At 65.2% G+C, this 26006-nt stretch carries 24 protein-coding genes and 2 tRNA genes; 15 read left to right on the plus strand and 11 right to left on the minus strand.

Going from position 1 to position 26006, the window contains the following annotated elements; all coding sequences use genetic code 11:
* From dnaA to AC3IT0_RS00060, 12 genes are all read left to right on the plus strand, one after another.
* The gene (gene dnaA / locus AC3IT0_RS00005; RefSeq protein ID WP_489321812.1) at nt 1–1422 is read left to right on the plus strand and encodes a chromosomal replication initiator protein DnaA; all 1422 of its coding nucleotides are present in this window, start codon (nt 1–3) and stop codon (nt 1420–1422) included.
* A gap of 528 nt (nt 1423–1950) precedes the next feature.
* Nucleotides 1951–3075 (plus strand): DNA polymerase III subunit beta, encoded by a 1125-nt coding sequence (gene dnaN / locus AC3IT0_RS00010; protein ID WP_489321813.1) that lies wholly within the window; start codon nt 1951–1953, stop codon nt 3073–3075.
* Between the two features lie 102 nt (nt 3076–3177).
* A complete protein-coding gene (gene gnd, locus AC3IT0_RS00015) occupies nt 3178–4062 on the plus strand; it encodes a phosphogluconate dehydrogenase (NAD(+)-dependent, decarboxylating) (RefSeq protein WP_489321814.1) in 885 nt (294 codons plus the stop codon).
* A 45-nt stretch (nt 4063–4107) separates the two neighbouring features.
* On the plus strand, nt 4108–5310 hold the full coding sequence (gene recF, locus AC3IT0_RS00020) for a DNA replication/repair protein RecF (RefSeq protein WP_489321815.1): 1203 nt from the start codon (nt 4108–4110) through the stop codon (nt 5308–5310).
* Nucleotides 5303–5860: a DciA family protein gene (locus tag AC3IT0_RS00025; RefSeq protein ID WP_056342749.1), complete on the plus strand. Its 558-nt coding sequence runs from the start codon at nt 5303–5305 to the stop codon at nt 5858–5860. Before recF ends, AC3IT0_RS00025 begins: the two co-directional genes overlap by 8 nt.
* A gap of 374 nt (nt 5861–6234) precedes the next feature.
* A complete protein-coding gene (gene gyrB, locus AC3IT0_RS00030; protein ID WP_489321816.1) occupies nt 6235–8325 on the plus strand; it encodes a DNA topoisomerase (ATP-hydrolyzing) subunit B in 2091 nt (696 codons plus the stop codon).
* A 59-nt stretch (nt 8326–8384) separates the two neighbouring features.
* The gene (gene gyrA / locus AC3IT0_RS00035; RefSeq protein WP_489321817.1) at nt 8385–11063 is read left to right on the plus strand and encodes a DNA gyrase subunit A; all 2679 of its coding nucleotides are present in this window, start codon (nt 8385–8387) and stop codon (nt 11061–11063) included.
* The gene (locus tag AC3IT0_RS00040) at nt 11060–11698 is read left to right on the plus strand and encodes a DUF3566 domain-containing protein (RefSeq protein WP_489321818.1); all 639 of its coding nucleotides are present in this window, start codon (nt 11060–11062) and stop codon (nt 11696–11698) included. The genes gyrA and AC3IT0_RS00040 overlap by 4 nt, the downstream gene beginning before the upstream one ends.
* A gap of 99 nt (nt 11699–11797) precedes the next feature.
* A tRNA-Ile gene (locus tag AC3IT0_RS00045) sits at nt 11798–11871 on the plus strand.
* A 69-nt stretch (nt 11872–11940) separates the two neighbouring features.
* Nucleotides 11941–12057 carry a DLW-39 family protein gene (locus tag AC3IT0_RS00050; RefSeq protein ID WP_210412373.1) on the plus strand — a complete coding sequence of 39 codons (117 nt, stop codon included), beginning with the start codon at nt 11941–11943 and terminating at the stop codon, nt 12055–12057.
* 71 nt (nt 12058–12128) lie between these two features.
* A tRNA-Ala gene (locus AC3IT0_RS00055) sits at nt 12129–12204 on the plus strand.
* Nucleotides 12205–12290: 86 nt separating this feature from the next.
* Nucleotides 12291–13235 (plus strand): DMT family transporter, encoded by a 945-nt coding sequence (locus AC3IT0_RS00060; protein WP_489321819.1) that lies wholly within the window; start codon nt 12291–12293, stop codon nt 13233–13235.
* A 20-nt stretch (nt 13236–13255) separates the two neighbouring features.
* Here AC3IT0_RS00060 and AC3IT0_RS00065 read toward each other — a convergent pair whose 3' ends face one another.
* Both AC3IT0_RS00065 and AC3IT0_RS00070 read right to left on the minus strand, forming a co-directional pair.
* A complete protein-coding gene (locus tag AC3IT0_RS00065; RefSeq protein WP_489321820.1) occupies nt 13256–14131 on the minus strand; it encodes a glycosyltransferase family 2 protein in 876 nt (291 codons plus the stop codon).
* A gap of 137 nt (nt 14132–14268) precedes the next feature.
* Nucleotides 14269–15252 (minus strand): hypothetical protein, encoded by a 984-nt coding sequence (locus AC3IT0_RS00070; RefSeq protein WP_489321821.1) that lies wholly within the window; start codon nt 15250–15252, stop codon nt 14269–14271.
* A gap of 155 nt (nt 15253–15407) precedes the next feature.
* On the opposite strand from AC3IT0_RS00070, the gene AC3IT0_RS00075 reads away from it, so the two are divergent.
* Both AC3IT0_RS00075 and AC3IT0_RS00080 read left to right on the plus strand, forming a co-directional pair.
* On the plus strand, nt 15408–15953 hold the full coding sequence (locus AC3IT0_RS00075) for a peptidylprolyl isomerase (RefSeq protein WP_489321822.1): 546 nt from the start codon (nt 15408–15410) through the stop codon (nt 15951–15953).
* An 8-nt stretch (nt 15954–15961) separates the two neighbouring features.
* Nucleotides 15962–16843 carry a rhomboid family intramembrane serine protease gene (locus tag AC3IT0_RS00080; protein ID WP_489321823.1) on the plus strand — a complete coding sequence of 294 codons (882 nt, stop codon included), beginning with the start codon at nt 15962–15964 and terminating at the stop codon, nt 16841–16843.
* Nucleotides 16844–16875: 32 nt separating this feature from the next.
* On the opposite strand, the gene AC3IT0_RS00085 is transcribed toward AC3IT0_RS00080, so the two are convergent.
* The 7 genes from AC3IT0_RS00085 to AC3IT0_RS00115 all read right to left on the minus strand — a co-directional run bounded on the left by AC3IT0_RS00085 (nt 16876) and on the right by AC3IT0_RS00115 (nt 23428).
* Entirely contained in the window at nt 16876–17928 is a 1053-nt protein-coding gene (locus AC3IT0_RS00085; RefSeq protein WP_489321824.1) for a hypothetical protein, read from the minus strand.
* A complete protein-coding gene (locus AC3IT0_RS00090; protein WP_489321825.1) occupies nt 17925–18161 on the minus strand; it encodes a hypothetical protein in 237 nt (78 codons plus the stop codon). The genes AC3IT0_RS00085 and AC3IT0_RS00090 overlap by 4 nt, the downstream gene beginning before the upstream one ends.
* A complete protein-coding gene (locus AC3IT0_RS00095; protein WP_489321826.1) occupies nt 18125–18466 on the minus strand; it encodes a hypothetical protein in 342 nt (113 codons plus the stop codon). Before AC3IT0_RS00095 ends, AC3IT0_RS00090 begins: the two co-directional genes overlap by 37 nt.
* Nucleotides 18463–20241, minus strand: coding sequence for a glycosyltransferase (locus AC3IT0_RS00100; RefSeq protein WP_489321827.1), 1779 nt, complete (start codon nt 20239–20241; stop codon nt 18463–18465). The genes AC3IT0_RS00095 and AC3IT0_RS00100 overlap by 4 nt, the downstream gene beginning before the upstream one ends.
* Nucleotides 20238–21272: a lipopolysaccharide biosynthesis protein gene (locus tag AC3IT0_RS00105; protein WP_489321828.1), complete on the minus strand. Its 1035-nt coding sequence runs from the start codon at nt 21270–21272 to the stop codon at nt 20238–20240. The genes AC3IT0_RS00100 and AC3IT0_RS00105 overlap by 4 nt, the downstream gene beginning before the upstream one ends.
* 239 nt (nt 21273–21511) lie before the next feature.
* Nucleotides 21512–22324 (minus strand): glycosyltransferase family 2 protein, encoded by an 813-nt coding sequence (locus AC3IT0_RS00110; RefSeq protein ID WP_489321829.1) that lies wholly within the window; start codon nt 22322–22324, stop codon nt 21512–21514.
* 12 nt (nt 22325–22336) lie between these two features.
* Nucleotides 22337–23428: a hypothetical protein gene (locus AC3IT0_RS00115; RefSeq protein ID WP_489321830.1), complete on the minus strand. Its 1092-nt coding sequence runs from the start codon at nt 23426–23428 to the stop codon at nt 22337–22339.
* A gap of 815 nt (nt 23429–24243) precedes the next feature.
* Between AC3IT0_RS00115 and AC3IT0_RS00120 the strand changes: the two genes are divergently transcribed.
* The gene (locus AC3IT0_RS00120) at nt 24244–24717 is read left to right on the plus strand and encodes a carboxymuconolactone decarboxylase family protein (RefSeq protein ID WP_489321831.1); all 474 of its coding nucleotides are present in this window, start codon (nt 24244–24246) and stop codon (nt 24715–24717) included.
* 224 nt (nt 24718–24941) lie between these two features.
* Here AC3IT0_RS00120 and AC3IT0_RS00125 read toward each other — a convergent pair whose 3' ends face one another.
* Nucleotides 24942–25604, minus strand: coding sequence for a DNA-3-methyladenine glycosylase I (locus tag AC3IT0_RS00125; protein ID WP_489321832.1), 663 nt, complete (start codon nt 25602–25604; stop codon nt 24942–24944).
* A 19-nt stretch (nt 25605–25623) separates the two neighbouring features.
* The gene (locus AC3IT0_RS00130) at nt 25624–25878 is read right to left on the minus strand and encodes a cell division protein CrgA (protein ID WP_354252055.1); all 255 of its coding nucleotides are present in this window, start codon (nt 25876–25878) and stop codon (nt 25624–25626) included.
* Nucleotides 25879–26006 lie beyond the last annotated feature (128 nt).

Here is a 26006-nt window from a genome sequence, read left to right on the forward strand (position 1 = left end):
ATGACAGTAGACGAAGCCAACCACGCCAATACTGTCGGAAGTTCCTGGCGTCGGGTTGTGAGCCTGCTCGAGCAGGACGACCGCGTTTCACCACGGCAGCGGGGCTTTGTCATCCTGGCGCAGGCCCAGGGCCTGATCGGATCCACCCTCTTGGTGGCCGTTCCCAACGAACTGACCCGTGAAGTCCTTCAGACCCAGGTCAAGGACGCCCTGGACGACGCCCTGCATAACGTCTTCTCCGAAGACATCCGCTGTGCGATCGACGTTGACACCGACCTGGTGCCTATCCACGCAGAGCCGGAACCCGTCGTCGAGCCTTCCTACTCGCCGGACCAGCTCATCGAACAGAAGCCGCAGCCCATGCTGCCGAGCACTTCCCACGAATTCGGCCGGCTGAACCCCAAGTACGTCTTCGATACTTTTGTGATCGGTTCGTCCAACCGCTTTGCCCACGCAGCAGCCGTGGCCGTGGCCGAAGCACCCGCCAAGGCCTACAACCCGCTGTTCATCTACGGCGATTCCGGGCTGGGCAAGACCCACCTCCTGCACGCCATCGGCCACTATGCCCGCCGCCTGTACAGCGGAATCCGGGTCCGGTACGTGAACTCCGAAGAGTTCACCAACGACTTCATCAACTCCATCCGCGACGACGAAGGCGCCAGCTTCAAGACCACATACCGCAACGTGGATGTGCTGCTGATCGATGACATCCAGTTCCTGGCCGGCAAGGACCGGACGCTGGAGGAGTTCTTCCACACGTTCAACTCGCTGCACAACAACAACAAGCAGGTGGTCATCACCTCGGATCTGCCGCCCAAGCAGCTGGCAGGATTCGAGGACCGGATGAAGTCCCGCTTCGAGTGGGGCCTCCTCACCGACATCCAGCCGCCCGAGCTCGAGACCCGCATCGCCATCCTTCGGAAGAAGGCCCTCAGCGAAGGCCTCTCCGCCCCGGACGATGCCTTGGAATACATCGCTTCCAAGATCTCCAGCAATATCCGCGAGCTCGAAGGCGCACTGATCCGGGTGACGGCCTTCGCCAGCCTGAACCGCCAGCCGGTCGATGTTGCCTTGGCGGAGATGGTCCTGAAGGACCTCATCACGGACGACGGCGCCCAGGAAATCACGTCGAGCCAGATCCTGATCCAGACGGCCGAGTACTTCAAGCTCACCATGGAGGAACTCTGCAGCAAGTCCCGGACGCGCACGCTGGTCACCGCCCGGCAGATCGCCATGTACCTCTGCCGCGAGCTCACGGACATGTCCCTGCCGAAGATCGGCCAGGAGCTCGGCGGCCGCGACCACACCACGGTGATCCACGCAGACCGCAAGATCCGTGAGCTGATGGCTGAGCGTCGTGTGATCTACAACCAGGTCACCGAACTCACCAACCGGATCAAGCAGCAGCAGCGCAACTCCTGAGCCGCCGCCTCTATACCTTATTAACAGGTGCATGTGGATAACCCTGTGGATACTTAAGGGGACAACCGAGCTTAATGGGCTTAAAACCCTTAAGGCGCCTGTGGATCAGCGAAAACCCAAAAATTGTTATCCCCATCCACAGCCTGTTTAAAACCTGCATCGCCCACAATCCATGAACAGGGCTTAACCGCTGGATTCTGCGGCCGGATCGAGTTATCCACAGTATCCACAGCAGTTATTAACACTACTAATCCCAAGAAATTGATTTCCCTCAAATAACAATCTCGATCCCCACCCCGAACCGGCCCAGGCCCAAGGGCCTCCGGACCCCAGGCGTCCTGGCCGGGGATGGGTTAATCAGCGATCTTCCGGCTAAGCTGTCAGCAGCGCTCCCATCCTCGGGTTTCTTTGTGGTTCAGCACTCGACGAACCATGCAGGTTCCGTAGTTGGGGCGCCACTACTTTCGGGCTCCCTGTGGGAGTTTTCGGTTCAGACAAGGCAGCAGCAATGAAAGGCGGCACCCTTCCGTGAAGTTCAGAGTCGAACGGGACGTCCTGGCAGAAGCCGTCACCTGGACAGCCCGGTCGTTGTCTCCGCGGCCGCCGGTTCCCGTGCTGTCCGGCCTGCTCCTCAAGGCTGAAGCCGGCACGGTCAGCCTCTCAAGCTTTGACTACGAGACCTCCGCACGGCTGGAAATCCCCGCGGACATAACGGCTGAGGGAACCATCCTCGTTTCCGGCCGCCTCCTGGCGGACATTTGCCGAAGCCTTCCTTCCGCTCCGGTGGTCGTGGAGACCGATGGCAACAAAGTCACGCTCACCTGCCGCCGGAGCAGCTTCCACCTGGCCACCATGCCCGAGGCCGAATACCCGCCGCTGCCTGCGTTGCCCGCCATCAGCGGCACCGTCCCGGGCGACGCTTTTGCCCAGGCTGTGTCCCAGGTGATCATTGCGGCCAGCAAGGATGACACCCTTCCCATCCTGACCGGCGTCCGGATGGAGATCGAGGACGACCTCATCACGCTTCTGGCCACCGACCGCTACCGCCTGGCCATGCGCGAAGTGCCGTGGAAGCCCACCACCCCAGGGATTTCCACCAGTGCACTGGTCAAGGCAAAAACCCTCAACGAAGTGGCCAAAACCCTTGGCAACAGCGGCGACATCAACCTCGCCCTTGCCGACGATGACAGCCGCCTGATCGGATTCGAAAGCGGCGGCCGCACCACCACGTCGCTGCTCGTCGATGGCGATTACCCCAAGATCCGCTCGCTGTTCCCGGATTCCACACCCATCCACGCCACCGTCCAGACGCAGGAACTTGTGGAAGCCGTCCGCCGTGTGTCGCTGGTGGCCGAGCGCAACACACCGGTCCGCCTCGCCTTCACCGAAGGACTGTTGCACCTGGACGCCGGCACCGGCGAAGATGCCCAGGCCTCCGAAGAGCTCGAAGCCCAGCTCTCCGGTGAAGACATCACCGTCGCCTTCAACCCGCACTACCTGGTGGAGGGCCTGAGCGTCATCGAAACGAAGTACGTCAGGTTCTCCTTCACCACGGCGCCGAAGCCTGCGATGATCACGGCCCAAGCAGACGCCGACGGTGAGGATCAGGACGACTACCGTTACCTGGTCATGCCCGTCCGCCTCCCCAACTAGGTAGCAGAAAGTGTCGTTATGAGCGCTCATAGCGACAGTTAGTGCGACCTAGTTGGGCTGCCCCGTCCAGCAACAGCCAACCCCGCGCAGAAAAGAGACCCCGTGCACATTGGACTGATCGGCCTTGGCAAAATGGGTTTCAACATGCGCGAACGCCTGCGCAAAGGTGGCATTGAGGTCACGGGTTTTGACCGCAACCCGGAGGTCACCGACGTTGCCTCCGTGGATGAGCTCATCGCTGCCGTTCCGGCCCCGCGGCTCATCTGGGTCATGGTCCCGTCAGGCGCTATCACCGATGACGTCATCACCGAACTCGGGGACAAGCTCGACGCCGGCGACCTGGTGATCGACGGCGGCAACTCCCGCTTCACGGAAGACCAGAAACATGGTGCCGCGCTGGCAGGGAAGGGCATCCGTTTCGCGGACTGCGGTGTTTCCGGCGGAGTGTGGGGTCTCCAGAACGGCTATGGGCTGATGGCCGGCGGCGACGCTGCCGATATTGAGCGGGCCCTGCCGGTTTTTGACGTGCTCCGTCCTGAAGGCGAGCGGGCGGACAGCTTTGTCCACGTCGGTGGGATCGGTGCCGGACACTACGCCAAGATGGTCCATAACGGCATCGAATACGGCCTGATGCAGGCTTACGCCGAAGGCTACGAACTGCTGGCCGCCAAGGATATTGTTGACGACCTCCCCGGTACGTTCCGCGCCTGGCAAAAGGGCACCGTGGTCCGGTCCTGGCTGCTGGACCTGATGGTCAAGGCGCTGGACGAGGACCCAGGACTGGAATCCATCGATGACTATGTCGAAGACTCCGGTGAGGGACGCTGGACCGTTGAGGAAGCCATCGCCAACGCTGTTCCGGCACCGGCCATCACGGCTGCACTTTTCGCACGCTTTTCCTCCCGCGAAGAAAACTCGCCCGCGATGAAGATGGTTTCAGCGTTGCGCCACCAGTTCGGCGGGCATGCCACCCGTCCCGCCAAGTAACACCCACCCCGGGACCTGCGGGTTCCGAGAATTGTCGAACACCGCGTGTACCTAGAACACCTTTCGCTCACTGACTTCCGCAGCTACGCCCAGGTTGACCTTCCCCTCGAACCGGGTGTCACCGTGCTCGTCGGGGCAAACGGTATCGGCAAAACCAACCTCATGGAGGCCATCGGGTACCTGGCCACCCTCAGCTCGCACCGGGTCAGTTCCGACGCTCCGCTGCTGCGGTTCGGCACGGACCGTGCGCTGGTCCGGGCCCGCCTGGTCCGCGGCCGGCAGACCACGGTGTTGGAACTTGAGATCAACGCCAGCCGCGCCAACCGGGGGCGGATCAACCGCAGCAATCCCGTCCGCGCCAGGGATCTCCTGGGAATCTGCCAGACGGTGCTTTTCGCCCCGGAGGACCTGGCGCTGGTCAAGGGAGATCCGTCCAACCGCCGCCGGTTCCTCGACGAGCTGCTGGTCAGCCTCATGCCCCGGCACTCGGCGACGCGCACGGACTATGACCGTGTCCTGAAGCAGCGCAACGCCCTGCTCAAATCCGCCCGAACCGGAAAATTCACTGCCGGACACGAGGCCACGCTCGATGTTTGGGACCAGCACATGGCCCGGGCGGGCGCCGAGCTGCTGCACGCGCGGCTGGAATTGGTTGAACTGCTGCGCCCGCATCTGGCCAAGGCTTATGCCCAGCTGACGGATGGCTCCAAGGAAGCCAACGCCGTCTACCGGTCCACACTGCAAAACCTGATGGACGACGACGGCGGCGCGGCACCGGGTGCCGGCGGCGGTTCGTTGACGGATGGGTCCGCCGCTGCCGAAGATCTGCGGAACCTCACCGTTGAGGACCTCACCGGGCGCTATGTCCAGGCCTTTGCGGCCTCCCGCCGCAAGGAACTTGAGCGCGGAATTTCCTTGGTGGGGCCGCACCGGGATGAGCTGGAACTGATCCTCGGAGAAGCGCCCGCCAAAGGGTACGCCTCGCATGGCGAAACCTGGTCCATGTGCCTCTCCCTCCGGCTCGCTTCCTACTACGTCATGCTCGACGACTCGATGACCGGCGGGTCTGCCCCGATCCTTATCCTCGACGACGTTTTCGCCGAGCTGGATGTGCAACGGCGGCGTAAACTGGCGGCAATAGTCTCCGGCGCGGAACAGGTCCTGGTGACCGCCGCCGTCGACGCCGATATCCCGGAGGAACTCTCCGGCCGGCGGGTGAAGGTCATTCCGGGAGGAATCGATGAATAAGGATGAAAAGGGCGGGCTGCAGCCCGGCCGGGATCCTGACAACATCGACGCGCCGCAGGCTGCGCTGAACCGCATGCGTGAGGCCGCGGCCGCACGCGGCGAAATCCGCCGAAAGGCACCCCCCAAGGCCGGCGCCGCCAAGACAAAGGGCGGGATCCGGGATACCCGGGGCTTCAGCCAGTTCCACTCCACCGGCCGTGACCCGCTGGGGCTCGGCAAAGTGGTGGGACGCCTCGTGGCCGAACGTGGCTGGAGCTCGCCGGTAGCGGTGGGTTCGGTTATGGCAGAGTGGGCCACGCTGGTTGGCCCGGAGATTTCGGCGCACTGCACCCCGGAGAGCTTCACCGACACCACCCTTCACGTCCGCTGCGACTCCACGGCCTGGTCCACCCAGCTGCGTCTGCTCAGCAACAGCCTGCTGGAGAAATTCCGCACGGAGCTGGGCGATGGCGTGGTCACCAGCATCCAGGTACTCGGACCGTCGGCACCCAGCTGGCGCAAGGGCGGACGTACCGTCAACGGCCGCGGGCCGCGCGATACGTACGGCTAGCCGCCGCCGTCGGCTCTTGAATATTGGTCCGGGGGCGTGTAGGGCGGTCTAACGCCCTTGGGGCGTATAGGCACCCGGAGGCGGGACCACGAGGGCGCCCAAGGCGGGGTCAATGGCCTCGCATCGGCACATCCCGGTCCCGCGACGCCTGCCGGAATGCGGGTTTGCAGCCCTTTTCACGATAGAATCACATCAGATAACTGGGCGCCGGTGAAACGTTGACTGAGTCCGTTTTCCGCACGCTCTCCGCAGGCGGACTTCGGTCCCGCACGTCGACGTGTCCGTTGGCGCCATCAGCTTGTGCCTGTTGGCGGATGCTTTCCCCTGGAAGGTCGCCGCCGGCCATCATCGAAAAAGAGGAGTCGACAGCACCTGTGGCTAACGACAATACAGATACCCAGGCAGTGGAACGCGCAGCGGAGGATGTCCCTACCCCCGACACGCCGGCGGAAGCCGTGACACCCCGGGAATACGGCGCAAGCGACATCACCGTACTTGAAGGCCTCGAGGCTGTCCGGAAACGCCCGGGCATGTACATCGGCTCCACCGGGCCTCGCGGCCTGCACCACCTGGTTTATGAAGTGGTGGACAACTCTGTTGACGAGGCGCTGGCCGGGTACTGCACGCACATTGAGGTGGTCCTGCAGGCCGACGGCGGTGTCAAGGTTGTTGATGATGGCCGCGGAATCCCGGTAGACATGCATCCCACCGAGCACAAGCCCACCGTTGAAGTTGTTATGACCATCCTGCACGCCGGCGGCAAGTTCGGCGGCGGCGGGTACGCCGTCTCGGGCGGCCTCCACGGCGTGGGTATCTCCGTGGTGAACGCGCTCTCCAGCAGGGTGGACACCGAAGTACGGCGCCAGGGCAGCGTGTGGCGGATGTCCTTCGCCGACGGCGGCAAGCCCCAGGGCAGCCTGGTCAAGGGTGAAGAAAGCTCAACGACCGGCACCACCCAGACCTTCTATCCGGACGCCGGAATTTTCGAATCCACGGAATTTGATTTCGAAACCCTGCGGGCACGCTTCCAGCAGATGGCGTTCCTGAACAAGGGCCTGCGCATCACCCTCACGGACGAGCGCGCCGCAGCGGGAAGCGCGGACGCCGACGACGATCTTAACCTTGATGTTGTGGTCACCGAAGGTGAAGTCACCGCTGAGCACCGCACCGTGGTGTACCAGTACAACGACGGCCTCCTGGACTACGTGAAGCACCTTAATTCGGGCAAAAAGGTTGATGTTGTCCACGAGGACGTCATCTCCTTCGAAACCGAGGACACGGAACGGCACATCGCGCTGGAAATGGCCATGCAGTGGACCAACGCGTATTCCGAGAGCGTGCATACCTACGCCAACACCATCAACACCCACGAGGGCGGAACCCACGAAGAGGGTTTCCGCGCCGCGATGACCTCCCTCATCAACCGCTACGCGCGGGAGAAGAGCATCATCAAGGAAAAGGACGACAACCTCACCGGTGACGATATCCGTGAAGGCCTCACGGCGGTCATCTCGGTGAAGCTGGCCGAGCCGCAGTTCGAGGGCCAGACCAAGACCAAGCTCGGCAACTCCGAGGTCAAGGGCTTCGTCCAGCGCGTTGTCACCGACGGCCTGGGCGACTGGCTGGAACGCAACCCCGGCCCCGCCCGCGACGTCATCCGCAAGGCCATTTCCGCGGCCCAGGCCCGCATGGCCGCCCGGAAGGCCCGTGACAACGCACGCCGCAAGAGCCCGCTGGAGTCCTTCGGCATGCCCGGCAAGCTCTCGGACTGCTCCTCGAAGGACCCCGCCCGTTGCGAGGTGTACATCGTGGAGGGCGACTCCGCCGGCGGCTCCGCCAAGCGCGGCCGCAACCCTGAAACGCAGGCCATCCTGCCGCTCCGCGGCAAGATCCTGAACGTGGAGCGGGCCCGGCTGGACAAGGCCCTGGGCAACGCCGAGGTCCAGTCCATGATCACCGCGTTCGGCACCGGCATTGGCGAGGACTTCGACCTCGCCAAGCTCCGGTACCACAAGATCGTGCTGATGGCCGATGCTGACGTTGACGGCCAGCACATCACCACGCTGCTCATGACGCTTCTGTTCCGCTACATGCGCCCGCTGATCGAAAACGGCTACGTATACCTGGCACAGCCCCCGCTGTACCGGATCAAGTGGTCCAACGCGCCGCACGACTACGTCTTCAGTGACAAGCAGCGCGATGCCAAGCTCCTTTCCGGGCAGGCCGCCGGCCGCCGTATCCCCAAGGACAACGGCATCCAGCGCTACAAGGGCCTGGGCGAGATGGACTACTCCGAGCTCTGGGACACCACCATGGACCCGGACCACCGGACCCTCCTGCAGGTCACCATGGACGATGCCCTGGCAGCGGACCAGACCTTCTCCACCCTGATGGGCGAAGACGTGGAATCCCGCCGAAATTTCATCCAGCAGAACGCCAAGGACGTCAGGTTCCTGGATATCTGACCGGTTCACCGAGTAGATATTCCAAACCTGACATATACCTGAAACGGAAAATATAAACGATGAGTGACGAGACACCCGAGAACCCGGCGGAATCCGCCGATCTTCCGGAAACCGTTCTTGAAGGCGATGTGCTGGTTGACCGTGTGGAGCAGGTGGACCTGCAGACCGAAATGCAGCGATCGTACCTGGACTACGCCATGGCCGTTATTGTGGGCCGCGCCCTGCCCGACGTGCGTGACGGCCTCAAGCCCGTGCACCGCCGTGTGCTGTACGCGATGTTTGACGGCGGCTACCGGCCGGACCGTTCCTTCAACAAGTGCGCCCGTGTGGTGGGCGAGGTTATGGGCCAGTACCACCCGCACGGCGACACCGCGATCTACGATGCGCTGGTCCGCCTGATCCAGGACTGGACCATGCGCTACCCGCTCGCCCTGGGCCAGGGCAACTTCGGTTCGCCGGGCAACGACGGTGCCGCAGCCCCGCGGTACACCGAAACCAAAATGGCCCAGCTGGCCATGGAGATGGTCCGGGACATCGATGAGGAAACCGTCGACTTCCAGGACAACTACGATGGCAAGAACCAGGAACCCACCATCCTGCCGGCGCGGTTCCCCAACCTGCTGGTCAATGGCTCCTCAGGCATCGCCGTGGGCATGGCGACGAACATCCCGCCGCACAACCTGCGCGAAGTGGCCGACGGCGTCCAGTGGTACCTGGCCAACCCCGCAGCCAGCCGCGAGGAACTCCTCGAAGAGCTCCTGCTGCGCATCAAAGGCCCGGATTTCCCCACCGGCGCCACCATCCTGGGCCATAAGGGCATCGAGGATGCCTACCGCACGGGCCGTGGCTCCATCACGATGCGCGCCGTGGTCAACGTCGAGGAACTCCAGGGCCGCACCTGCCTGGTGGTCACCGAGCTGCCCTACCAGGCGAACCCGGACAACCTGGCCATCAAGATCGCCGAACTCGTCAAGGATGGCAAGATCTCGGGCATCGCCGACCTCCGGGATGAGACCTCCGGCCGCACCGGCCAGCGCCTGGTGATTGTGCTCAAGCGCGACGCCGTGGCAAAGGTGGTGCTGAACAACCTCTACAAGCACACGCAGCTGCAGGACAACTTCGCGGCCAACATGCTGGCAATCGTCGACGGTGTGCCCCGCACCCTGAGCCTTGATGCGTTCATCCGCCACTGGGTGACCCACCAGATGGACGTCATCGCACGCCGGACCCGCTACCGCCTCCGCAAGGCCGAGGAAGAGGCGCACATCCTGCGTGCGCTCCTGAAGGCACTGGATGCCCTGGATGAAGTCATTGCGCTCATCCGCGCGTCCAACACCACCGAAGCCGCGCGCGACGGCCTGATGCAGCTGCTTGACATCGATGAGCTGCAGGCACGGGCCATCCTGGACATGCAGCTGCGCCGTCTGGCCGCCTTGGAACGCCAGAAAATCCAGGACCGGCACGCCGAACTCGAGGCCCTGATCGCAGAGTACAACTCGATCCTCGCCTCCGAGCAGCGCCAACGCGAAATCATCAGCACCGAACTGGCCGAGATCGTGGCCAAGCACGGCGATGACCGCCGCACCAAGATCCTGATGGGCTTCGACGGCGACATGTCCATCGAAGACCTGATCCCCGAAGAGGAAATGGTTGTCACCATCACCCGCGGCGGCTACGTCAAACGCACCCGCAGCGACAACTACCGCTCGCAACAGCGCGGAGGCAAGGGCATCAAGGGCGCCCAGCTCCGCGGCGATGACGTGGTGGAGCACTTCTTCGTGACCACCACCCACCACTGGCTCCTGTTCTTCACCAACCTCGGCCGGGTCTACCGGGCGAAAGCATACGAACTGGTGGAGGCCGGCCGTGATGCCAAGGGCCAACACGTCGCCAACCTGCTGGCCTTCCAGCCGGACGAGCACATCGCCCAGGTTCTGGACATCACGGACTACGAGCAGGCTCCTTACCTGGTGCTGGCCACCAAGCGGGGCCTGGTCAAGAAGACCCGGCTGGAGGACTACGACACCAACCGCTCCGCCGGCGTCATCGCGATCAACCTGCGCGACGAGGACGAACTGGTTTCCGCCCAGCTGGTCTCCGAAACGGATGACCTCATGCTGGTCTCCCGCATGGGCCAGTCCATCCGCTTCACCGCCACCGACGATGCCCTGCGTCCCATGGGCCGGGCCACGTCCGGTGTCACGGGCATGAAGTTCCGCGAGGACGATCAACTGCTGGCGGCCGACGTCGTCACGGACGGTTCGTTCGTCTTTATCGTCACCGAGGGCGGGTACGCCAAACGGACCGCGGTGGAGGAATACCGCCTGCAGGGCCGCGGCGGCCTCGGCATCAAGGTGGGCAAGTACCAGGAGGAGCGGGGTCACCTCGTGGGAGCCCTGATCGTCCAGGAAGAGGACGAGGTCCTGGTGGTCATGGAAGGCGGCAAGGTGGTCCGTTCATCAGTGGCCGGCGTACCTGCCAAGGGCCGAGACACCATGGGCGTTATCTTCGCGAAGCCGGACAAGAACGACCGCATCATTGAAGTGGCCAGGAACAGCGAACGCGGCCTCGAGGGCGAAGAATCCGTGGACGATGACGTAACGTTGGCTGAAGAGGCCGGGTTCCCCGAGGGATCCGCAGGGTCAGCAACAACGGCAGAAACATCACCGGCTGTTGAGTCAGAGGACGCCTCCGGCGACGCTGAGCCGAACGAAGACTACACCGGAGGTAACGAGTGAGTAATCCCGACTCATATCCCACACCGAGCAGCAACGTCCCCGGCGGAACGCCGCCACCCGCGGCCGCACCCCGGGTCAACGCCCCCGTCCGTCCGCAGCAGCGCCCGTCCGTTCCCGGCCAGCGCCCCGCGCAGGATCGGGTTGCCGCAGGCCAGACCGGCCAGCGTGCCGGGCAGGGCAGGCTTCCGGCCGCACAGACCAGCCAGCGTCCAGTGCAGGGCCGGTCTGCGCAGGGCCAGCCCGGCCTGGTGAAGCCTGCGCCCAAGGCCAAGGTCCGGCGTGCACGGCTGCTGGTCAGCAAGGTGGATCCCTGGTCGGTCCTGAAAATGGCCTTCCTCCTGTCGGTGGCGCTCGGAATCGTCACCGTCGTGGCCGCCATCGTCCTATGGACTGTTCTGGACCTCACCGGAATCTTTGACCAGGTGGACAGCCTTCTGGGCACACTCGCAGGCTCCGAAGGCGGCGGGTTCGAACTGAAGAAGGTCGCATCCCTGGGCCAGGTAGCCTCATTTGCCACGATTATCGCCGTGGTGAACGTTGTCCTGCTGACGGCGCTGTCCATGCTGTCTGCGGTGCTTTACAACATCTCCGCGACGCTTGTTGGCGGCATCGGCGTCACCCTCACGGACGACTGAAAACCCATGATTTCACCGGAAATTCTCCGGCGAAATGCCTCGATTTGAGATCGGGCCGGGATGTGCTGTAAAGTCATGTCTCGGCCCGATGAGGCATCGGGGCGTATAGCTCAGGCGGTTAGAGCGCTTCGCTGATAACGAAGAGGTCCCAGGTTCAAGTCCTGGTACGCCCACGGAACCTGTGCAGGTTCTATGGAAGGTGAGGTTTGCTGAGAGGCAGACGGAGCCGGAACGGGGTGCATGTGAAGAAGTTGCTGGTACTTGCAGCTGCGATCGCAGGCGTCTTGCTCTACAGGAAAGCACAGGAATCCGAGGCCCGGAAAACAGTCTGGAGCCAGTCGACCGACAAGGTCGAATAGGCCGGATTCCCGGACCGGAGCTGGCAAAAGGCTCCATGGTTCTAGGGTATGATTGACGGGTTGCTTCTTATGGGGGCATGGCGCAATTGGTAGCGCACCTGCTTTGCAAGCAGGGGGTTCGGGGTTCGAGTCCCCGTGCCTCCACCATAAGAAAGTCCCGGACAGCCGAAAAGCTGTCCGGGATTTTTTCGTTAAGGCGACACAGTGTTAAAGCAGAACAGTAGGGTTGAACGGTGAACTTCCTTCTTGCCGCCGTTGGCGTCATGGGCGTGGCATCGTCCGGGCCGTTGATCGCCGCGACCCTCGGTGCCACCACCGTCAGTGCCCTCGCCATCGCCTTCTGGCGCAACGCCATCGGGGCTGCCGTGATGGCCACCCCTACCCTGGTCCGCGAACCCCGGCAGTTCGGCCGGATCACCGGACCCGAGTTCCGCTGGTCACTGCTCGCCGCCGTCGCCCTGGCCCTGCACTTTGCCTGCTTCATCACGTCCCTCCAGCTCACGTCCGTGGCTGCCGCCACCGCCCTGGTCTGCCTCCAGTCGGCCTGGATCGCGATCTTCCAGCTCTTCCGTGGCACCAGGCACCGCTGGCAGGTGCTGGCAGGGCTGGGGATCGCCTTCGGTGGCGTTGTCACCATCACCGGGTTCGACATGGGATCCTCGCCCGACGCGCTTCTGGGCGACCTGCTGGCCGTGGCCGGCGGGGCCCTGGCCGGCCTTTACACGCTTGCCGGCGGCAAGGCCCGCCAGACCATGACCACGGGAACGTACACCACGCTCTGCTACGGGATGTGCGCGGCTATTGTGGCGGTGCTGGCGCTCTTCAGCGGCCAGCCGCTGGTAGGGTTCGACGCCGTTGGCTGGGTTGGGATCCTGGCCATCACCGTGTGTGCCCAACTGGTGGGCCACACAGCCTTTAATCACCTGCTGGCCACGATGAGCCCGCTCTTGGTGTCGATGATCATCCTGCTGGAGATCCCCGGCGCAGCCGTGCTGGCCGCGGTCTTCCTGCACGAGACGCTGCCCGCCGGCACGTACGGCGGGCTGGGGCTCATCCTGGTGGGCCTCGCCGTCGTGGTTCTGGGACAGCGGTCAGGCTTCGGGAAGCGGCGCGAAGGCACCGGCGCGCGTGCGGATGAACCGCCGTCGGACCGTCTGGCTGAACTCGGAACCGACTGACGCCGGGCCGTGAGGCGGGCTTATTGTCCGCCGCGGCGGACAGGCTGGACGGTGTTGACCGTGTGGATCGCCCGCAGGAGTTTCGCCGGGAAGTAAACCGAGAAGAACACCACCATGGGTGCCTTGAGGGCCATTTTCTTGACGTTGTGCGCCTTGTACGTACGGTCGAAGCGGGTCACGTAATACCGGTAGTCCCGCGGTGAATCCTCGAGCCGGCGCGCGGACATCCCGGACACCATCTGGGGCCAGTACTGGACTTTGAGTTCGTGGTCGGCGAGGTGCAGGGAGAGATCGATGTCCTCGTGCATCTCGTCCTTCTCGTCACGGCAGGATTCATCCCGGATGGTTTCCCATGCCGTAGCGCGCAGGGCCATGTTGGAACCGAACAGGAAGTGGTACTGGTGCTTGGCGAGCTTGAGCATCAGCTGGCGCATCTTGTCGTCTGCCTTGAGCCCGAACCGCCGCATCGGCATGTCGTAGTAGACCACCGGTCCGGTGGCTGCCTGCACTGACGGGTCAAGAAAGGCCTTCTGGACCTGCTCCACCCAGTCCGGCTCGACAACCGAATCGGCGTCGATGCGTCCTAGGACGTCGCCGGTGGCGTGGTTGAGGCCAAAGTTTCGGGTGGGAATCAGGCCCTGGTCCCGGTCCTGGCTGAGCAGGATGATGGGGCTTTCCGGATACTCCAGCTGCATCTGCGCCACGATGGCGGCGGTGCGGTCAGTGGAGAGGTTGTCCACCACGATGATCTCGTGGGCCGGCACCGACTGGTACACCGCGGCGATGAGACACTGCCGGATGACACTTTCCTCGTTGTAAGCCGGAATGACAATGGACACGCACGGCAGCTGTGCTGCGTCGTTCAAGGCATCCCCAGAGGATTTATCGGCTGACATCAGTCCAAATTTAGCACCGATCGGGATTTGTCCTGCCCGCGACTGGGCCCCGTCCGGACAAACACTGGGAAAACATTGAAGGGGCCCCGCGCCAGGCGGAGCCCCTTCAATGCACGGCGCGACGGCGCCGGAAAATGCTAGCTGTTGCCCTTGTCCGCGGAACCGTTCATGTTGGCCGCTATGTTCTTGATGGCGGTCTTGGCATCGGTGCCCGACTTGGCTGCGGCGTCTGCCGATCCCTCGGCGACGTGCTTGGCCTTCTCGGCTGCGTCCTCCGCAGTGTCCTTCGCGTCCGCGGCAACATCTTCTGCCTGGTCAGCCGCAGCGTCAGCGGCCGAAGCTGTGGTGGCTGCAGCCTTGGTGGCTGCGTCCTCGGCCGTGTCCTTGGCGTCGTTCACGGTGGTGGCAGGAACGGGCGCCGGAGTGGGCGTGACAGGTGAGGGAGTCTTCCACGGATCCTCCACGGGCTTGGAGGCCTTCCATGCGGCGACGGCGGCGGCGACGGCTGCAGCGATGATGCCGAACACGAGCCAGCCGCGCTTCTTGGGCTTCTTCGGCTGGGCGATCTGGACCCCTACAGCCTTACCCGCCTCGTGCGCGGCGGCCTTGAGCTGCGTGCCGGCCGTCTGTGCCTGCTCCTGGAGGGAATGCACTACGCCGGAATCGGCAAGCCGCTGGGCGACGGCGTCAACGTGGGACGGCGCGTTCTCCAAGGTGCGGTGCACGGCGTCGGACGCGTGGCCGATCTGGTCCGAAAGGCGCGGCAGGTATTCCACCACCACGCGGTCCCGGGCGTTCTGGATGACCGGAGTGGCCTTGTCCAGGGCTTCGTGCAGGCGCGGAGTGGCGACCTCAACGGCGTCGTGGATTTTCGGGGCGAGCTGGGCCAACCCTTCCTGGATGCGCGGTGTCACTATTGCGACGCCGTCGGCAAGGTTGTGGGCCGCGGTCTTGAGCCCTTCCTGAATCCTGGGAGAAGCGGTGTCCAGGCCGTGCTGCAGGCGGGGAACTGCCCAATCCACGGCTGCTTCCACGCGGGGGGATGCCCAGTCCTTGGCGTTCTCAACCGCGCTGTTGACTGACTGTTCAAGGTCACGGGCAATACGATCCGATTTCTTCACAACTACCTCCCGATTAATGTGACGGTTCTGGTGTTAGCCTACGTGCCTTGACCTGCACCGGCTATTCTTCCCGCGGAATTCCAGCTGATTTCACCCAGCGCGGAACTGCCGGTCCAGCCCCTTCCACGTTGACCTGCCGTGGAAGAATGGGCGGTATGACTGCAATCGCAACTGCAAAAGCAACCATCCACACCAGCCTCGGCGACATCGTCGTTAGTCTCTTCGGCAACCATGCGCCGAAGACGGTCAAGAACTTCGTTGGCCTGGCCACCGGTGAGCAGGCCTGGACCCACCCCGAGACCGGTGAGGACAAGACTGGCACGCCGCTGTACGACGGCACCATCTTCCACCGCATCATCAAGGACTTCATGATCCAGGCCGGCGATCCGCTGGGCCGCGGCGTGGGCGGACCTGGCTACAAGTTCGACGACGAGATCCACCCCGAACTCAGCTTCAACGCACCCTACAAGCTGGCCATGGCCAACGCCGGCATCCAGGCGGGCAAGGGCACCAACGGCTCACAGTTCTTCATCACCACCATCCCCACCGACTGGCTGCAGGGCAAGCACAGCATCTTCGGCGAGGTCGCTGACGAGGACTCCAAGAAGGTCGTGGACGCCATCGAGGGCGTCCGCACCGGCATGGGCGACCGCCCGGTTGAGGACGTCACCATCAACAGCATCGACATCGAGCAGCTCTAACCCATCACATGAGCTACGGAATTCCGGCGGCTGAGCCGTCCGCGCAGGTTCCCGTGTGCCCCAGGCACCCGGACCGGCCCTCCTATGTGCGCTGCCAGCGCTGCGGGCGCCCGGCGTGCCCGGACTGCCAGCGGGCGGCCGCCGTCGGATTCCAGTGTGTTGACTGCGTCAACGAAACAAAGCGGACGACGCCGGCAGTCAAGACTGTCTACGGCGGCGCCGTGGCAACCGGCAAACCCGTGGTGACGTTTGGAATTATCGCCCTGTGTGCGGTGATGTACGTTCTGCAATGGGTGGTTCCCGGCGAGTGGATCTACCAGAACCTGGCGTTCGCCAATGTTTTTGCCACTCCCGAATTTGGTGAGTTCGAACCGTGGCGGATGCTGACGGCGGCTTTCCTGCACTCCCAGGGATTCATCCTCCACATTGTGCTGAACATGTACATGCTGTGGATTTTCGGCCAGGCACTCGAACCACTCCTGGGCCGGGTCCGCTTCCTGGCGTTGTACCTCATCTCTGCCATCGGCGGCTCCGTCGGCTACCTCTTGCTGACCCCCGGTTATGTGCCCGGCGTGCCTCTTGCCGGAGTGGTGGGTGCCTCGGGTGCGATCTTTGGACTCTTCGGGGCGATGCTGCTGGTCCAGCGGCACCGCGGCGGGGATACGCGGCAACTGTGGGTCCTGATCGCCATCAACGGCGTGATCGGATTTGTGGTTCCCCAGATCGCCTGGCAGGCGCACCTGGGCGGACTCGTCACGGGCGCCCTCTGCGCTGCCGTGATTGCTTACACGCCCCGGGGCCCACGGCAGAGCCTGCTTCACGCGGCCGGACTGGCCGCCGTCGTTCTCCTGCTGGCCCTTGCGAGCTGGCTCCGCGTCACGGCCGGCTGACCGCCCCGCTGGTGCGCTGACACCGGTACGGCTCAGCCACCGTCCGGACGCCAGTACCGCAGCCCGCCGCTTGTGGCGCCGTCGCGGGCGACGTCGACCACGGCGTACGGGAACGCCCGACGGTCCGACTGGTCAGGTCCGCGACCGCGGACGTCCGAACACCACGTGCCGGTGTTGACGTATCGGGTGGGGCACGCCTCGAGCGCCGACTCGAGGGCCCGGTGGGTGTGGCCCGAGACGTACCAGGCCACTCCGGAACCGTGCGCCTCGAGGGTACGTGCAAACCGGCCCGCTGCAGCAGGAGCCTTCTCGCCGGTGACCCTGCGCCCGGTGGCCGAGAGTACTATGCGCGTCGCGGCGACCGGGAGCGCCGACACCGTCCGGAACCGGGACAGGCGCGCCAGGTCCCGAACGGCCACCCCGTCGAGCGCGAGCCGCAGTGACTCGGTCTGCAACAGCTCGTCGTACGCGAGCTCCCGGACGCGGCGTTCCGCCCGCTCGGACGCCAGGCAGGCCCGGGCAACTGCCCCGGCACGGCTCAGGTGCGACCTCGATGGATCGGCGTTCCAGGCGGCGAGCGGTGGTAGGTCCAGCTCGTCGGTGCCGTTGACCGCCGCGCGGAGGACTTCGGGCATCCGGTGCAGCGCGTGGTGCTGGTGCCCGTGCTCGGCCACGAGCACGTGGGGCACGTGCAGGAACCACGGGTGCACCCGGACCCGCGTTGGGTCGGCGGGTGACAGCAGCGCCGACAGGCGGGCGGCAACCGAGGGCCGGGCCAGCTCCACGTCGTGGTTGCCGCACACGAAGTGCAGCTGCACGCCGCGCGCCGCACAGGCCTTCAGCGCCCGGAACGTGTCGGGGTGGCGGGCGAGGATGGACTCGAGCCGGGCCAGGCTCTCGTCCTCGGCGAACCCGACCAGCTCGAACGTGTCACCGACGAAGGCGACGTGCTGCTGCGGACCGGAGGCTGCGAGCACTTCGCGGCGCAGGAACTCGGGCAGCACGCTGCCGGGACACCGGGGGTCGTCGTCCAACACGCCCAGGTGGAGGTCGCTGAGGAGCCACCACCGCGCCGCGTGGCTCACACGAGTAGTCCCAGCACTCGTGGAACGAAGAGGAGCAGGTACATCGTCCACATGACGGCGACGACCCAGCGGCTCACAGTTCGGCTGAGGAGCCTCGGGCGTGTGGGCTGCCCGGTGTCTGGTCCGGCGCGCCGGACCTCGAGCGCGACGAGGGTGACCAGCAGGGCGGCAGTCGCGAGCAATCCCGCCAGATCGATCATGATGCGGCCTCCTGCCGTGCGCGTGCCATGCATGCGAGGATGGTGATAACGCCCATCGTGACGACGCACGCCTGCCAGGACCACACAGCGAGGTAGAACATCGCCGTGGACACCGCCGTGAGCGTGGCGAGGCCGAGCGCCAGGACGAGCAGCGCGCCGAGCGCGAGGTCGGTCACCTGCGTGAGTCGGGCCAGTGCCTGCCCCGGGAGCAGGACCAGGACAGCTATGGCGGCGACCGTCTGCAGCGGTGTCGGCAGCCCGACGAGCGTCACCACAGACAGCGCGACGGCCGCGAGACCGAGCGCCACGGTGAGCCGGCTGACGCCGCCGCCGCTCATGGCGTCACCCGGTACACGCGTGCGTCGACGTTGCTGAAAGCGAGCTCCACGCCGTCCTGCACGCTCAGCCACTTCTCCAGCTCGGCGAAGCCGCCCGCGCTGCTGGCGCCCTGCACCACGAGACTCGCCTCCGACGAGCGCGTGAGCAACACGACGGCACCGCCAGGGCTGTGTCGGGCGTAGTCGTAAACAAGTGGGCCGCACGTCGCCGTCGACAAGTCGGACCGGCACATGTCGTCGATCGTCCGGGCCCGGTGTTCGAGGTAGGCCTCGCTGCGCCACGGCGTCGGGTGGGCAGCCGAGATGATCGTCGAGCCGGGGGGTGCGAGACGCTGCACGGCGGCGACAGCGGCGATCTCATCGTCGGTAAAGACGTCATACTGGGCGTTCCCGAACCGGCCCGTCACGGTCAGCACGGCCAGCAGGAAGCAGGTGAGCGCAAGTCCCCCCGCGGCGCGGAAGGAGGGGCGTGTGCTGCTGTCCGTGGGAAGCAGGATCGAGCACGCCTGCACAGCGATGAAGGGCAGCGCGAACAGCGAGACGCGGATGAGCATCTCCCCGCCGTACAACTGCGCGGGGAAGAGCAGCAGTGGCGTGATGGCCAGGAGGACCACCCGGATGTCGAGACGTCCTCTGCGCCAGTCGCGCACCGCCCCCGCCGCGGCAAGCGCCCACAGCACGAGGGTGAGAACGATCCGGACCTGCACCACCAGCACGTGCCCAGCGGTCCCGTCGAGGCGGTCGATGACGTTCGCCTCGGTCGCGGCCTGCAGTCCTGCTTCCGCCAGGGGTGGGTTCCCGATGAGGTATGCACTCGCGGGGTAGGCGAGCCAGAGCGTCAGCACGACTACTGTGATCAGGGGCAGCCGGCTGGGCCAGACACGTCCGCTCAGGGTGAGAGCGGTGATGGCGATAAGCACCATGAACGGCGTCAGCTGATGGCTCGCGCAGATGACCGTGACGAGCAATAGGGTCAACACGAGCGCGCTCACCCGGTGCCCCGACCGGGGCTCGGCGGGCGACCGCCCTCGCCACCACGCCACCAGGTCGGCGCGTCGGTAGCCGCGGATCTCGGGAGCCCGCGCGGCCAACGGGCCGACGAGCAGCGCGACCACGACGAGGTACAGGAAGAAGCCGAAGGCCTGGGGAGACAGGTAGTCTTGGTCCTGCCAGCTGCCGAGGCAGAAGACCCAGAGCACGAGCCAGCGCCGTCGCGGATCGCGCGTCAGGTAGCCGGTCAGCACGCCCAGGGCAGCGAGCCACAGACCCATGTTGAGCACCGGTGCCCACAGGGCAACGGCCACCGGGTCAAGACCGGTCGCCCGGAGCAGCGTCGCCAGGAGCGCGAAGAAACCCGGCCAGTTGAAGTACCCGTCGATGTCCGGGTCGATCCCCTGGGTGCGCGAGAGGGCGTCGGCGACGCCGAGGTGACGGAACGCGACCTCACCCCGCGGTACGTCCGTCACGAAGGCTGCGGTCCCGAAGAGCACAAGCACGAGCACCACGACGAGCCATATCATGACCGGGCGGCGCGCCGGGCCCGCGGTATCCCCCCGCAGCGCCACGACGAAGGCGACGTTTAGAATCAGGACCCCCGCCCAGAACGGGTAGGGCAGCACGGCGACTAGCCCCAGGTCGCTGTTCACGGGCACGGTCACCGTGGAGGCGGCCCCCACGGCAAGCGCCAGCGACACGACTCCCGCCAGCGCGCACCACACGTCACGGGGCTTCCAGCGTGCCTCGGTGCGGCTGGCCGCTTCGAGCGCCCTGGTCATCGCGCGTCCCGCGTGACGCGCCGGAGAACGGCGACCAGCCGGAGGCCGACCGCCGCGGCTCCGATGGAGAGCACCACCAGCCACGCAAGGGCCATGGCGCTTGGGCCCCTGTCGGCGGCCAACAGCGCTGCGGCGCAGAGGGTGACTCCGAGCGTCACGCCGACTACGATCGCCTCCGCGTAGCGACCGCGCGCCCGGCACACGGCGTTGTAGGCCTGCAGCACCGCGTACGGCACTAGTCCGGCCGCCAACCACCGCAGAGCGTCGGCGGACGAGTCGGCGTACCGCTCCCCCAGCAGACTGAGCAGCGGGTGGGCGAGGAGGACGAGGACGGCGGCAGCCAGACCTCCTACGGCGAGCGACAAACGGAGACTCGCCCAAGTGGTCGACACCAGGCGGCCCGGGTCGCGGACACCCTCGGAGAACTGGACGATGCCCATCAGCATCGGAGCGGAGTAGGCGGCCCAGGCCATCATCCATGCGGGATACCAGTAGGCAGCTGCCTCCGGCGCCACCATGTGCGCGAGAAGGAGCGGCAGCACCAGCCCGGGGGCGCGCTCGGTGAGGGTGAGGAGCTGGTATGGAATGCCCAACGCCAGCAGTGGACGGCCGCGCGCGGAGCGCAACGACGGTCGCGGCCGGTAGCCGACCAGTCTTCGCAGCTGGACCGCACCGACAACGCACGCGACGGTCGTCCCGAGGGTCCAGCAGGCCATCAGCAAGTCGGCGGAGGCGCCGTGTGCCAGCCAGAACACGAGCGCTGCAGCCCCGAGTGAGACGCCTCCGCCCAACGCGTACCTCAAGGTCGCGCTGGAACCACGTCCCAACGCCACGAGCGCCTGGTCCAGCACGATGACCAGGGTGCCGGTGACGGCAGCCATGAGGAACGTGAGCCAGAAGAGAACCGATGCCGTGCCCGGCATCACGGCCGACTGCAGCACGAGGTAGCCGAGGGCCAGCACGGTGCCGGCGACCCCGACGATGGCGATCGCCGCGTCCAGCACCCGCGCGGGCGGCTCCCCTCGCCCCACCGCGACGATCACGGCTGACCCGGCGCCCAGCACCGCGAGCTGCGTGCAGATCATCACCGCCGCGACCGCGGCCATGGTGAGCCCGACCTCACGGTCGGACGTCGCGCGCGCGGCCACGACCCAAAAAGCGAAACCCGCGCCCGTCTGGGCGGCCTTGGCCACGACGAGGCCGAGCGAGCTGCGCAGCGGGGAGTGCCGCACGGTCGAAGCGTCCGTGACAGCGGTCCCTCGATCAGTGCTCATGACGCGACACCCCTTGCCAGGCCCACGTAGTTGTACCAGCAGAAGGCGACGTAGTAGCGCAGCCACTGAGGCTGGCCCGCGGCGAGGCTCAAGGCGCTGCCCCGGACTGCCGCGGCGGCGGGCAGCAGCGCCAACCTCGCACCGCGCCAGCCGTGCTTGCGGATCATCCGTCCCAGTCCCGTTCCGTCCATGAGGAACTGGTCGAGCGCGAATTCGAAGTCGTCTGCGGCGAAACGATGTTCGACGACGACCCGGCGTGACACCGCCGTTCGCAGCCCTGACTCCCGCATCCGCCAACGCAGTTCGATGTCCTCCCCCGACTTGAACGAGTCGTCGAAACCCACACCCAGCATCAGGTCCCGGTCGACGAGCGTCGCCACGAGCCCGAACCAGTTGCGGCTGCGGCCGGTGCGATGGTGATGTGCCAGCGCCTGCCCCCAGTAGCCGGGTCCAGCGACACTCTCCAGACCGGCCTGGAGGGCGTCGTAGCCGCCCTCGTCCAGCTCCGTGAGCAGGTCGGCGACCCCCCCGGGGCCGAACACAACGTCGGCGTCGACGAGGAGGACCCAAGGGGTGCTGCTGCTCTGCACACCGAGCGTTCGAGCCCATGGCAGGCCGCGCCCCTCGTCACTCAGGACCCGGGCACCGGCCGCGAGGGCGAAGTCGACGGTGCGGTCGGTGGAGCATCCGTCCACCACGATGATCTCGGCGACACCGGACTGGCGCAGGGCCTCCAGACAGCGCGGGAGCAGGTGCTCCGCGTTGCGGGCCGGAACGACCGCGGTGACCTCGCCAGTGCTGTGACTCACTGTGTCCGCCCCTCAGGCCTGCTCGTCGAGGACCGACGGCAGCAGCTGCTCAAGATACCGAACGATGTCGTCCGACGCCTCGTCCGCCGTGTACGCGGAGGGCACCTGCAGCAAGTGGCAGGGACGTCCGTCGAGCGCTTTGCTCAGCACGACCCCCTTCGCCGCGAAGTGCTCGCGCCACGGGACGACGGACGTGGCCGCCAGGCCGGTCACGACCCGCTGCGAGAAGCCTGCCATCTCGATGTGGAAGTTGCCGATCATGCGGTCGACCATCCACTCGGTCGTCCGCTCGACGATCCGAGACCGCGTGCCCTCGAAGCGCTCGATGTAGACGGCGGCCGCGAGCGGGGCCGAGGTTGTCACTTCTCGCCCCGGGAACGCGGTCCCCGCCTCGACCATGCGGTGCTCCGGCGACCATCGGCGGGAGAAGTCCGCGAGCCGCGGATAACGGATTACGTACGGGTGCACCACCGTGGTGAGACGGCCAACGCTCTGCGAGAGCCGCGAGGGGACGAGGGGCTTCCGGACACCTTCGAACAGGTGCGGGTAGATGGCACGGTGGTGCGGCTTGATGAACATCGGCTTCGCGTAGCCGAGCAGCGTGGCGTCCTCGGCCAGGAAGGCCCAGTCGTCGCCCATGAACGACCACCCCTCGCGCCGCATCAGCTTGGCGGCGGTGCTTGTCTTACCGGTCCCTCCGGCGGCGGGAAGCGCGATCGCGTGACCCCGGTACGCCATCGTTGCCGCGTGGATCATGGCGGCTCCACGACCGACCATCGCGGCATCGAGAACAGGGACCACGGAGGTCAACAGCTCGCCCGCCCCGTGAATGCGCCACTGCTCTGCGTCCCTCACGACCTGGACCCGATCGTCTTGGAAACGCACACTGTTCTCCGTGTACGCGAGCTCGTGCTCTAGCAGACCCGCATCCGGCATCGGCTCCGGCCGGTCATCGACGACGATGTCGGCCGGCCGTTCGGTGTCGGTGGCGAAACACGCCAACATGCTCTGGAGCTGGGTCGCAGCCGGTGCCTTTGCGTCGACGCGGAGCGTGACGCGGCCGTGGATGTCGAAGTGCAGTGCCTGGGTCTGCCAGGTGCGCATAGTCGTCCCCTGTCTTGGTGGTGTCGGCCGGATGGTGTCTCGGCCCCGGCGACCAATCCAGCCAGTGCCCCTAGACGGATTCGAAACCCCCGGCCGAGTGACCCTGCCCGTGAAGTGAGCATAGGGCCAGCCCGGCCACGTAAACACCAGTAATGAGTACTCGCTTTTGCAGCGCGTCCTACGTAGGGAATTTCGTGCTCCCGCCAGAACTAGGGTGGAGGGGCAGCGCCGAGTGCTCTGTTAGGTACATTGGGGGACTTATCCCATACGCGCGTCAGGTGGCAGGGGTACCCCTCCTGCGGTGAGCAGTCTCGACCAACGCCCGTGACCCAGGTGTAGTTATCCACAGGTGTTATCCACACTGTTGGTAACTTACACACGTGTAGTTCAGGAGTTCGATGTGCCCCTGCTCCCGCATGTCGGCCCTTTTCCCGGATCTGATGACTCCTGTTGTCCACAATTGTGGAAAACATCTGGGGATGCGCCTGTGGTTAAGTGGAAAAACACGCCATTGGAGCCCGTCCTGTGGATATCTTGGCCATTTCCCGCGTCAGGGGCCCACAGGAGGAGATCCTGGCTGCCCGTATCAACAGGGTTATTCACAGTGTTAATAACTTACAGACATGTAGTTAACCTTCACTGTTTCCCGGACTGGGGCAGCTGAGGGGTCCTCCTTGGCCGCCCTGTGGATTGTTGTCCACAACTGTGGATAAGTTGTGGGTAGTCCGGTGTTAGTAAGTGGAAAACCCTCGTGTATGCGAGGGTGTTCGTAGGCAGTACCGGACCCAACAATGCTTCCAGCCAGGAGGACCGCCTTGAGCGCCGCCGCAACAACCCAGCACATCTACCTCGACAAGCAGCACCCCGCCGTATGGCGTGCTCTCAACGGTCTGGGGCTGAAAGTGCGCGAAGCCGCTGACGCGGCGGGGATTGACCGCAAGATCATTGAGCTGCTCAACGTGCGGATCTCCCAGATCAACGGCTGCGCCTATTGCCTCGACGTGCACGTGCGGGACGCCGTGGAGACCGGGGTGAGCCACCAGCGGCTTGCTGTCCTGCCGGCATGGCGGGAGACCGCCCTGTTCACGAACAAGGAGCGGGCGGCCCTGGCCCTGGCCGAATGCATCACCGAATTACCGGACCACCGGGCCCGCGAGGTTGAAGAAGGATATGCCCGCCAGCACCTCAGCGCCGATGAATTTTCGGCGGTCAGCTGGCTGGTGATCACCATGAATGCCTTTAACCGGGTGTCCATCACCAGCCACCATCCGGTCCGCCGGGACCGCTGAGCGAGCCATTCCGTTCGGGTCGGTGTGAATTATCCACAGCCAATCCACACTGTTAATAAGTGTCCGTCTGAGCGCTTTGGATCCGGTCCCGTGCACTATGGCCTGCACGGGTGGCTGTCGCTTCCGGCGCCGGGAAAGTTATGCACATTGTGGATAACTTTCCCAACAGCTGTGGACAACCTGCCCGGGCGGAGCAGCCGGTCAGCTCCCCCCGGAGCACCCGGTCAGCCGGTCCAGACGCCTGAGGATCCGCGCCGGTGGCTGTCCAGAAGATGGGTGTCCACCATGCCGACGGCTTCCATCAGCGCGAACATGGTGGTGGGGCCAACGAACGAGAATCCCTGCTTCCGCAGTGCCTTGGACAGCGCCACCGATTCCGGTGACTGCGTGGGGATCTCCGCGTGCGTGACCGGCAGGGGAGTGGTTCGGGGCTGGAACCGCCAAACGAAGTCAACCAGGCCTTCCCGCTCGCGCATCGCGATGGTGGCCCGGGCATTGGCGATTGCGGCGCGGATCTTGAGCCGGTTGCGGACGATGCCGGGATCCTGGAGCAGGCGCTCAACATCCGCTTCCGTAAAAGCGGCAACAGCGTCCGGCTGGAAGTCGAGGAACGCCTGGCGGAAGGCAGGGCGCTTTCGGAGGATCGTTGCCCAGGAGAGACCTGCCTGGAAGCCCTCAAGGCAGATGCGCTCGTAGAGGCCCTGTTCGTCCCGGACAGGGAGGCCCCATTCGGTGTCGTAGTACTCGCGCAACAGCGGATCCACTGCCGCCCAGGGCGGGCGGGCTAAGCCGTCGTCGCCCAGAACGGTGTCGCCCAGGACGGTGTCGCCACGAATGATCCCCTCCACACCATGGTTCAGGGGCTGGGCGGCGGCCGCGGGAGTCATACGGGTCCCGAAACCGGGATCAGGAACGCCAGCGCGTGGTCATCAGGAAGCCGATGATGGCAATGCCGAAGCCGGCCACGATGTTCCACGACTCCCAGGCCTGGACAGGGAACCGGCCCTCGCTGATGTAGAACGTGATGATCCAGAAGAGCCCGATGATCATCAGGCCGAACATCACCGGCTTGAACCAGACAGCATTGGGCTTATACGTCTGCGCCCCGGAAGCGGGCTGCGCGGCGCTGGAAGTCTTCTTGCGAGGCTTTGACTCGGGCACGTGCTCTCCTTGGCGGACTGGAGCAAGCTCGGCGCCGCGGGCTTGATATCCTGCAAGAAGGAAGTTGCCAGCGGTCTGCGCGATCTTGGTCAAATCTGGATTCTTACTAGCAGTCAATTCTAGCCGTA

This window comes from Pseudarthrobacter sp. KH_020_B (assembly GCF_057840185.1).

Coding starts and splice junctions, on each gene's coding strand:
- AC3IT0_RS00080 (WP_489321823.1), top strand. CDS start 15,962: ATGAGCTACGGAATTCCGGCGGCTGAGCCGTCCGCGCAGGTTCCCGTG.
- AC3IT0_RS00075 (WP_489321822.1), top strand. CDS start 15,408: ATGACTGCAATCGCAACTGCAAAAGCAACCATCCACACCAGCCTCGGC.
- AC3IT0_RS00095 (WP_489321826.1), bottom strand. CDS start 18,466: ATGAGCGGCGGCGGCGTCAGCCGGCTCACCGTGGCGCTCGGTCTCGCG.
- AC3IT0_RS00025 (WP_056342749.1), top strand. CDS start 5,303: ATGAATAAGGATGAAAAGGGCGGGCTGCAGCCCGGCCGGGATCCTGAC.
- AC3IT0_RS00115 (WP_489321830.1), bottom strand. CDS start 23,428: ATGCGCACCTGGCAGACCCAGGCACTGCACTTCGACATCCACGGCCGC.
- AC3IT0_RS00125 (WP_489321832.1), bottom strand. CDS start 25,604: ATGACTCCCGCGGCCGCCGCCCAGCCCCTGAACCATGGTGTGGAGGGG.
- AC3IT0_RS00065 (WP_489321820.1), bottom strand. CDS start 14,131: ATGTCAGCCGATAAATCCTCTGGGGATGCCTTGAACGACGCAGCACAG.
- dnaA (WP_489321812.1), top strand. CDS start 1: ATGACAGTAGACGAAGCCAACCACGCCAATACTGTCGGAAGTTCCTGG.
- AC3IT0_RS00090 (WP_489321825.1), bottom strand. CDS start 18,161: ATGCATGGCACGCGCACGGCAGGAGGCCGCATCATGATCGATCTGGCG.
- AC3IT0_RS00100 (WP_489321827.1), bottom strand. CDS start 20,241: ATGACCAGGGCGCTCGAAGCGGCCAGCCGCACCGAGGCACGCTGGAAG.
- gyrA (WP_489321817.1), top strand. CDS start 8,385: ATGAGTGACGAGACACCCGAGAACCCGGCGGAATCCGCCGATCTTCCG.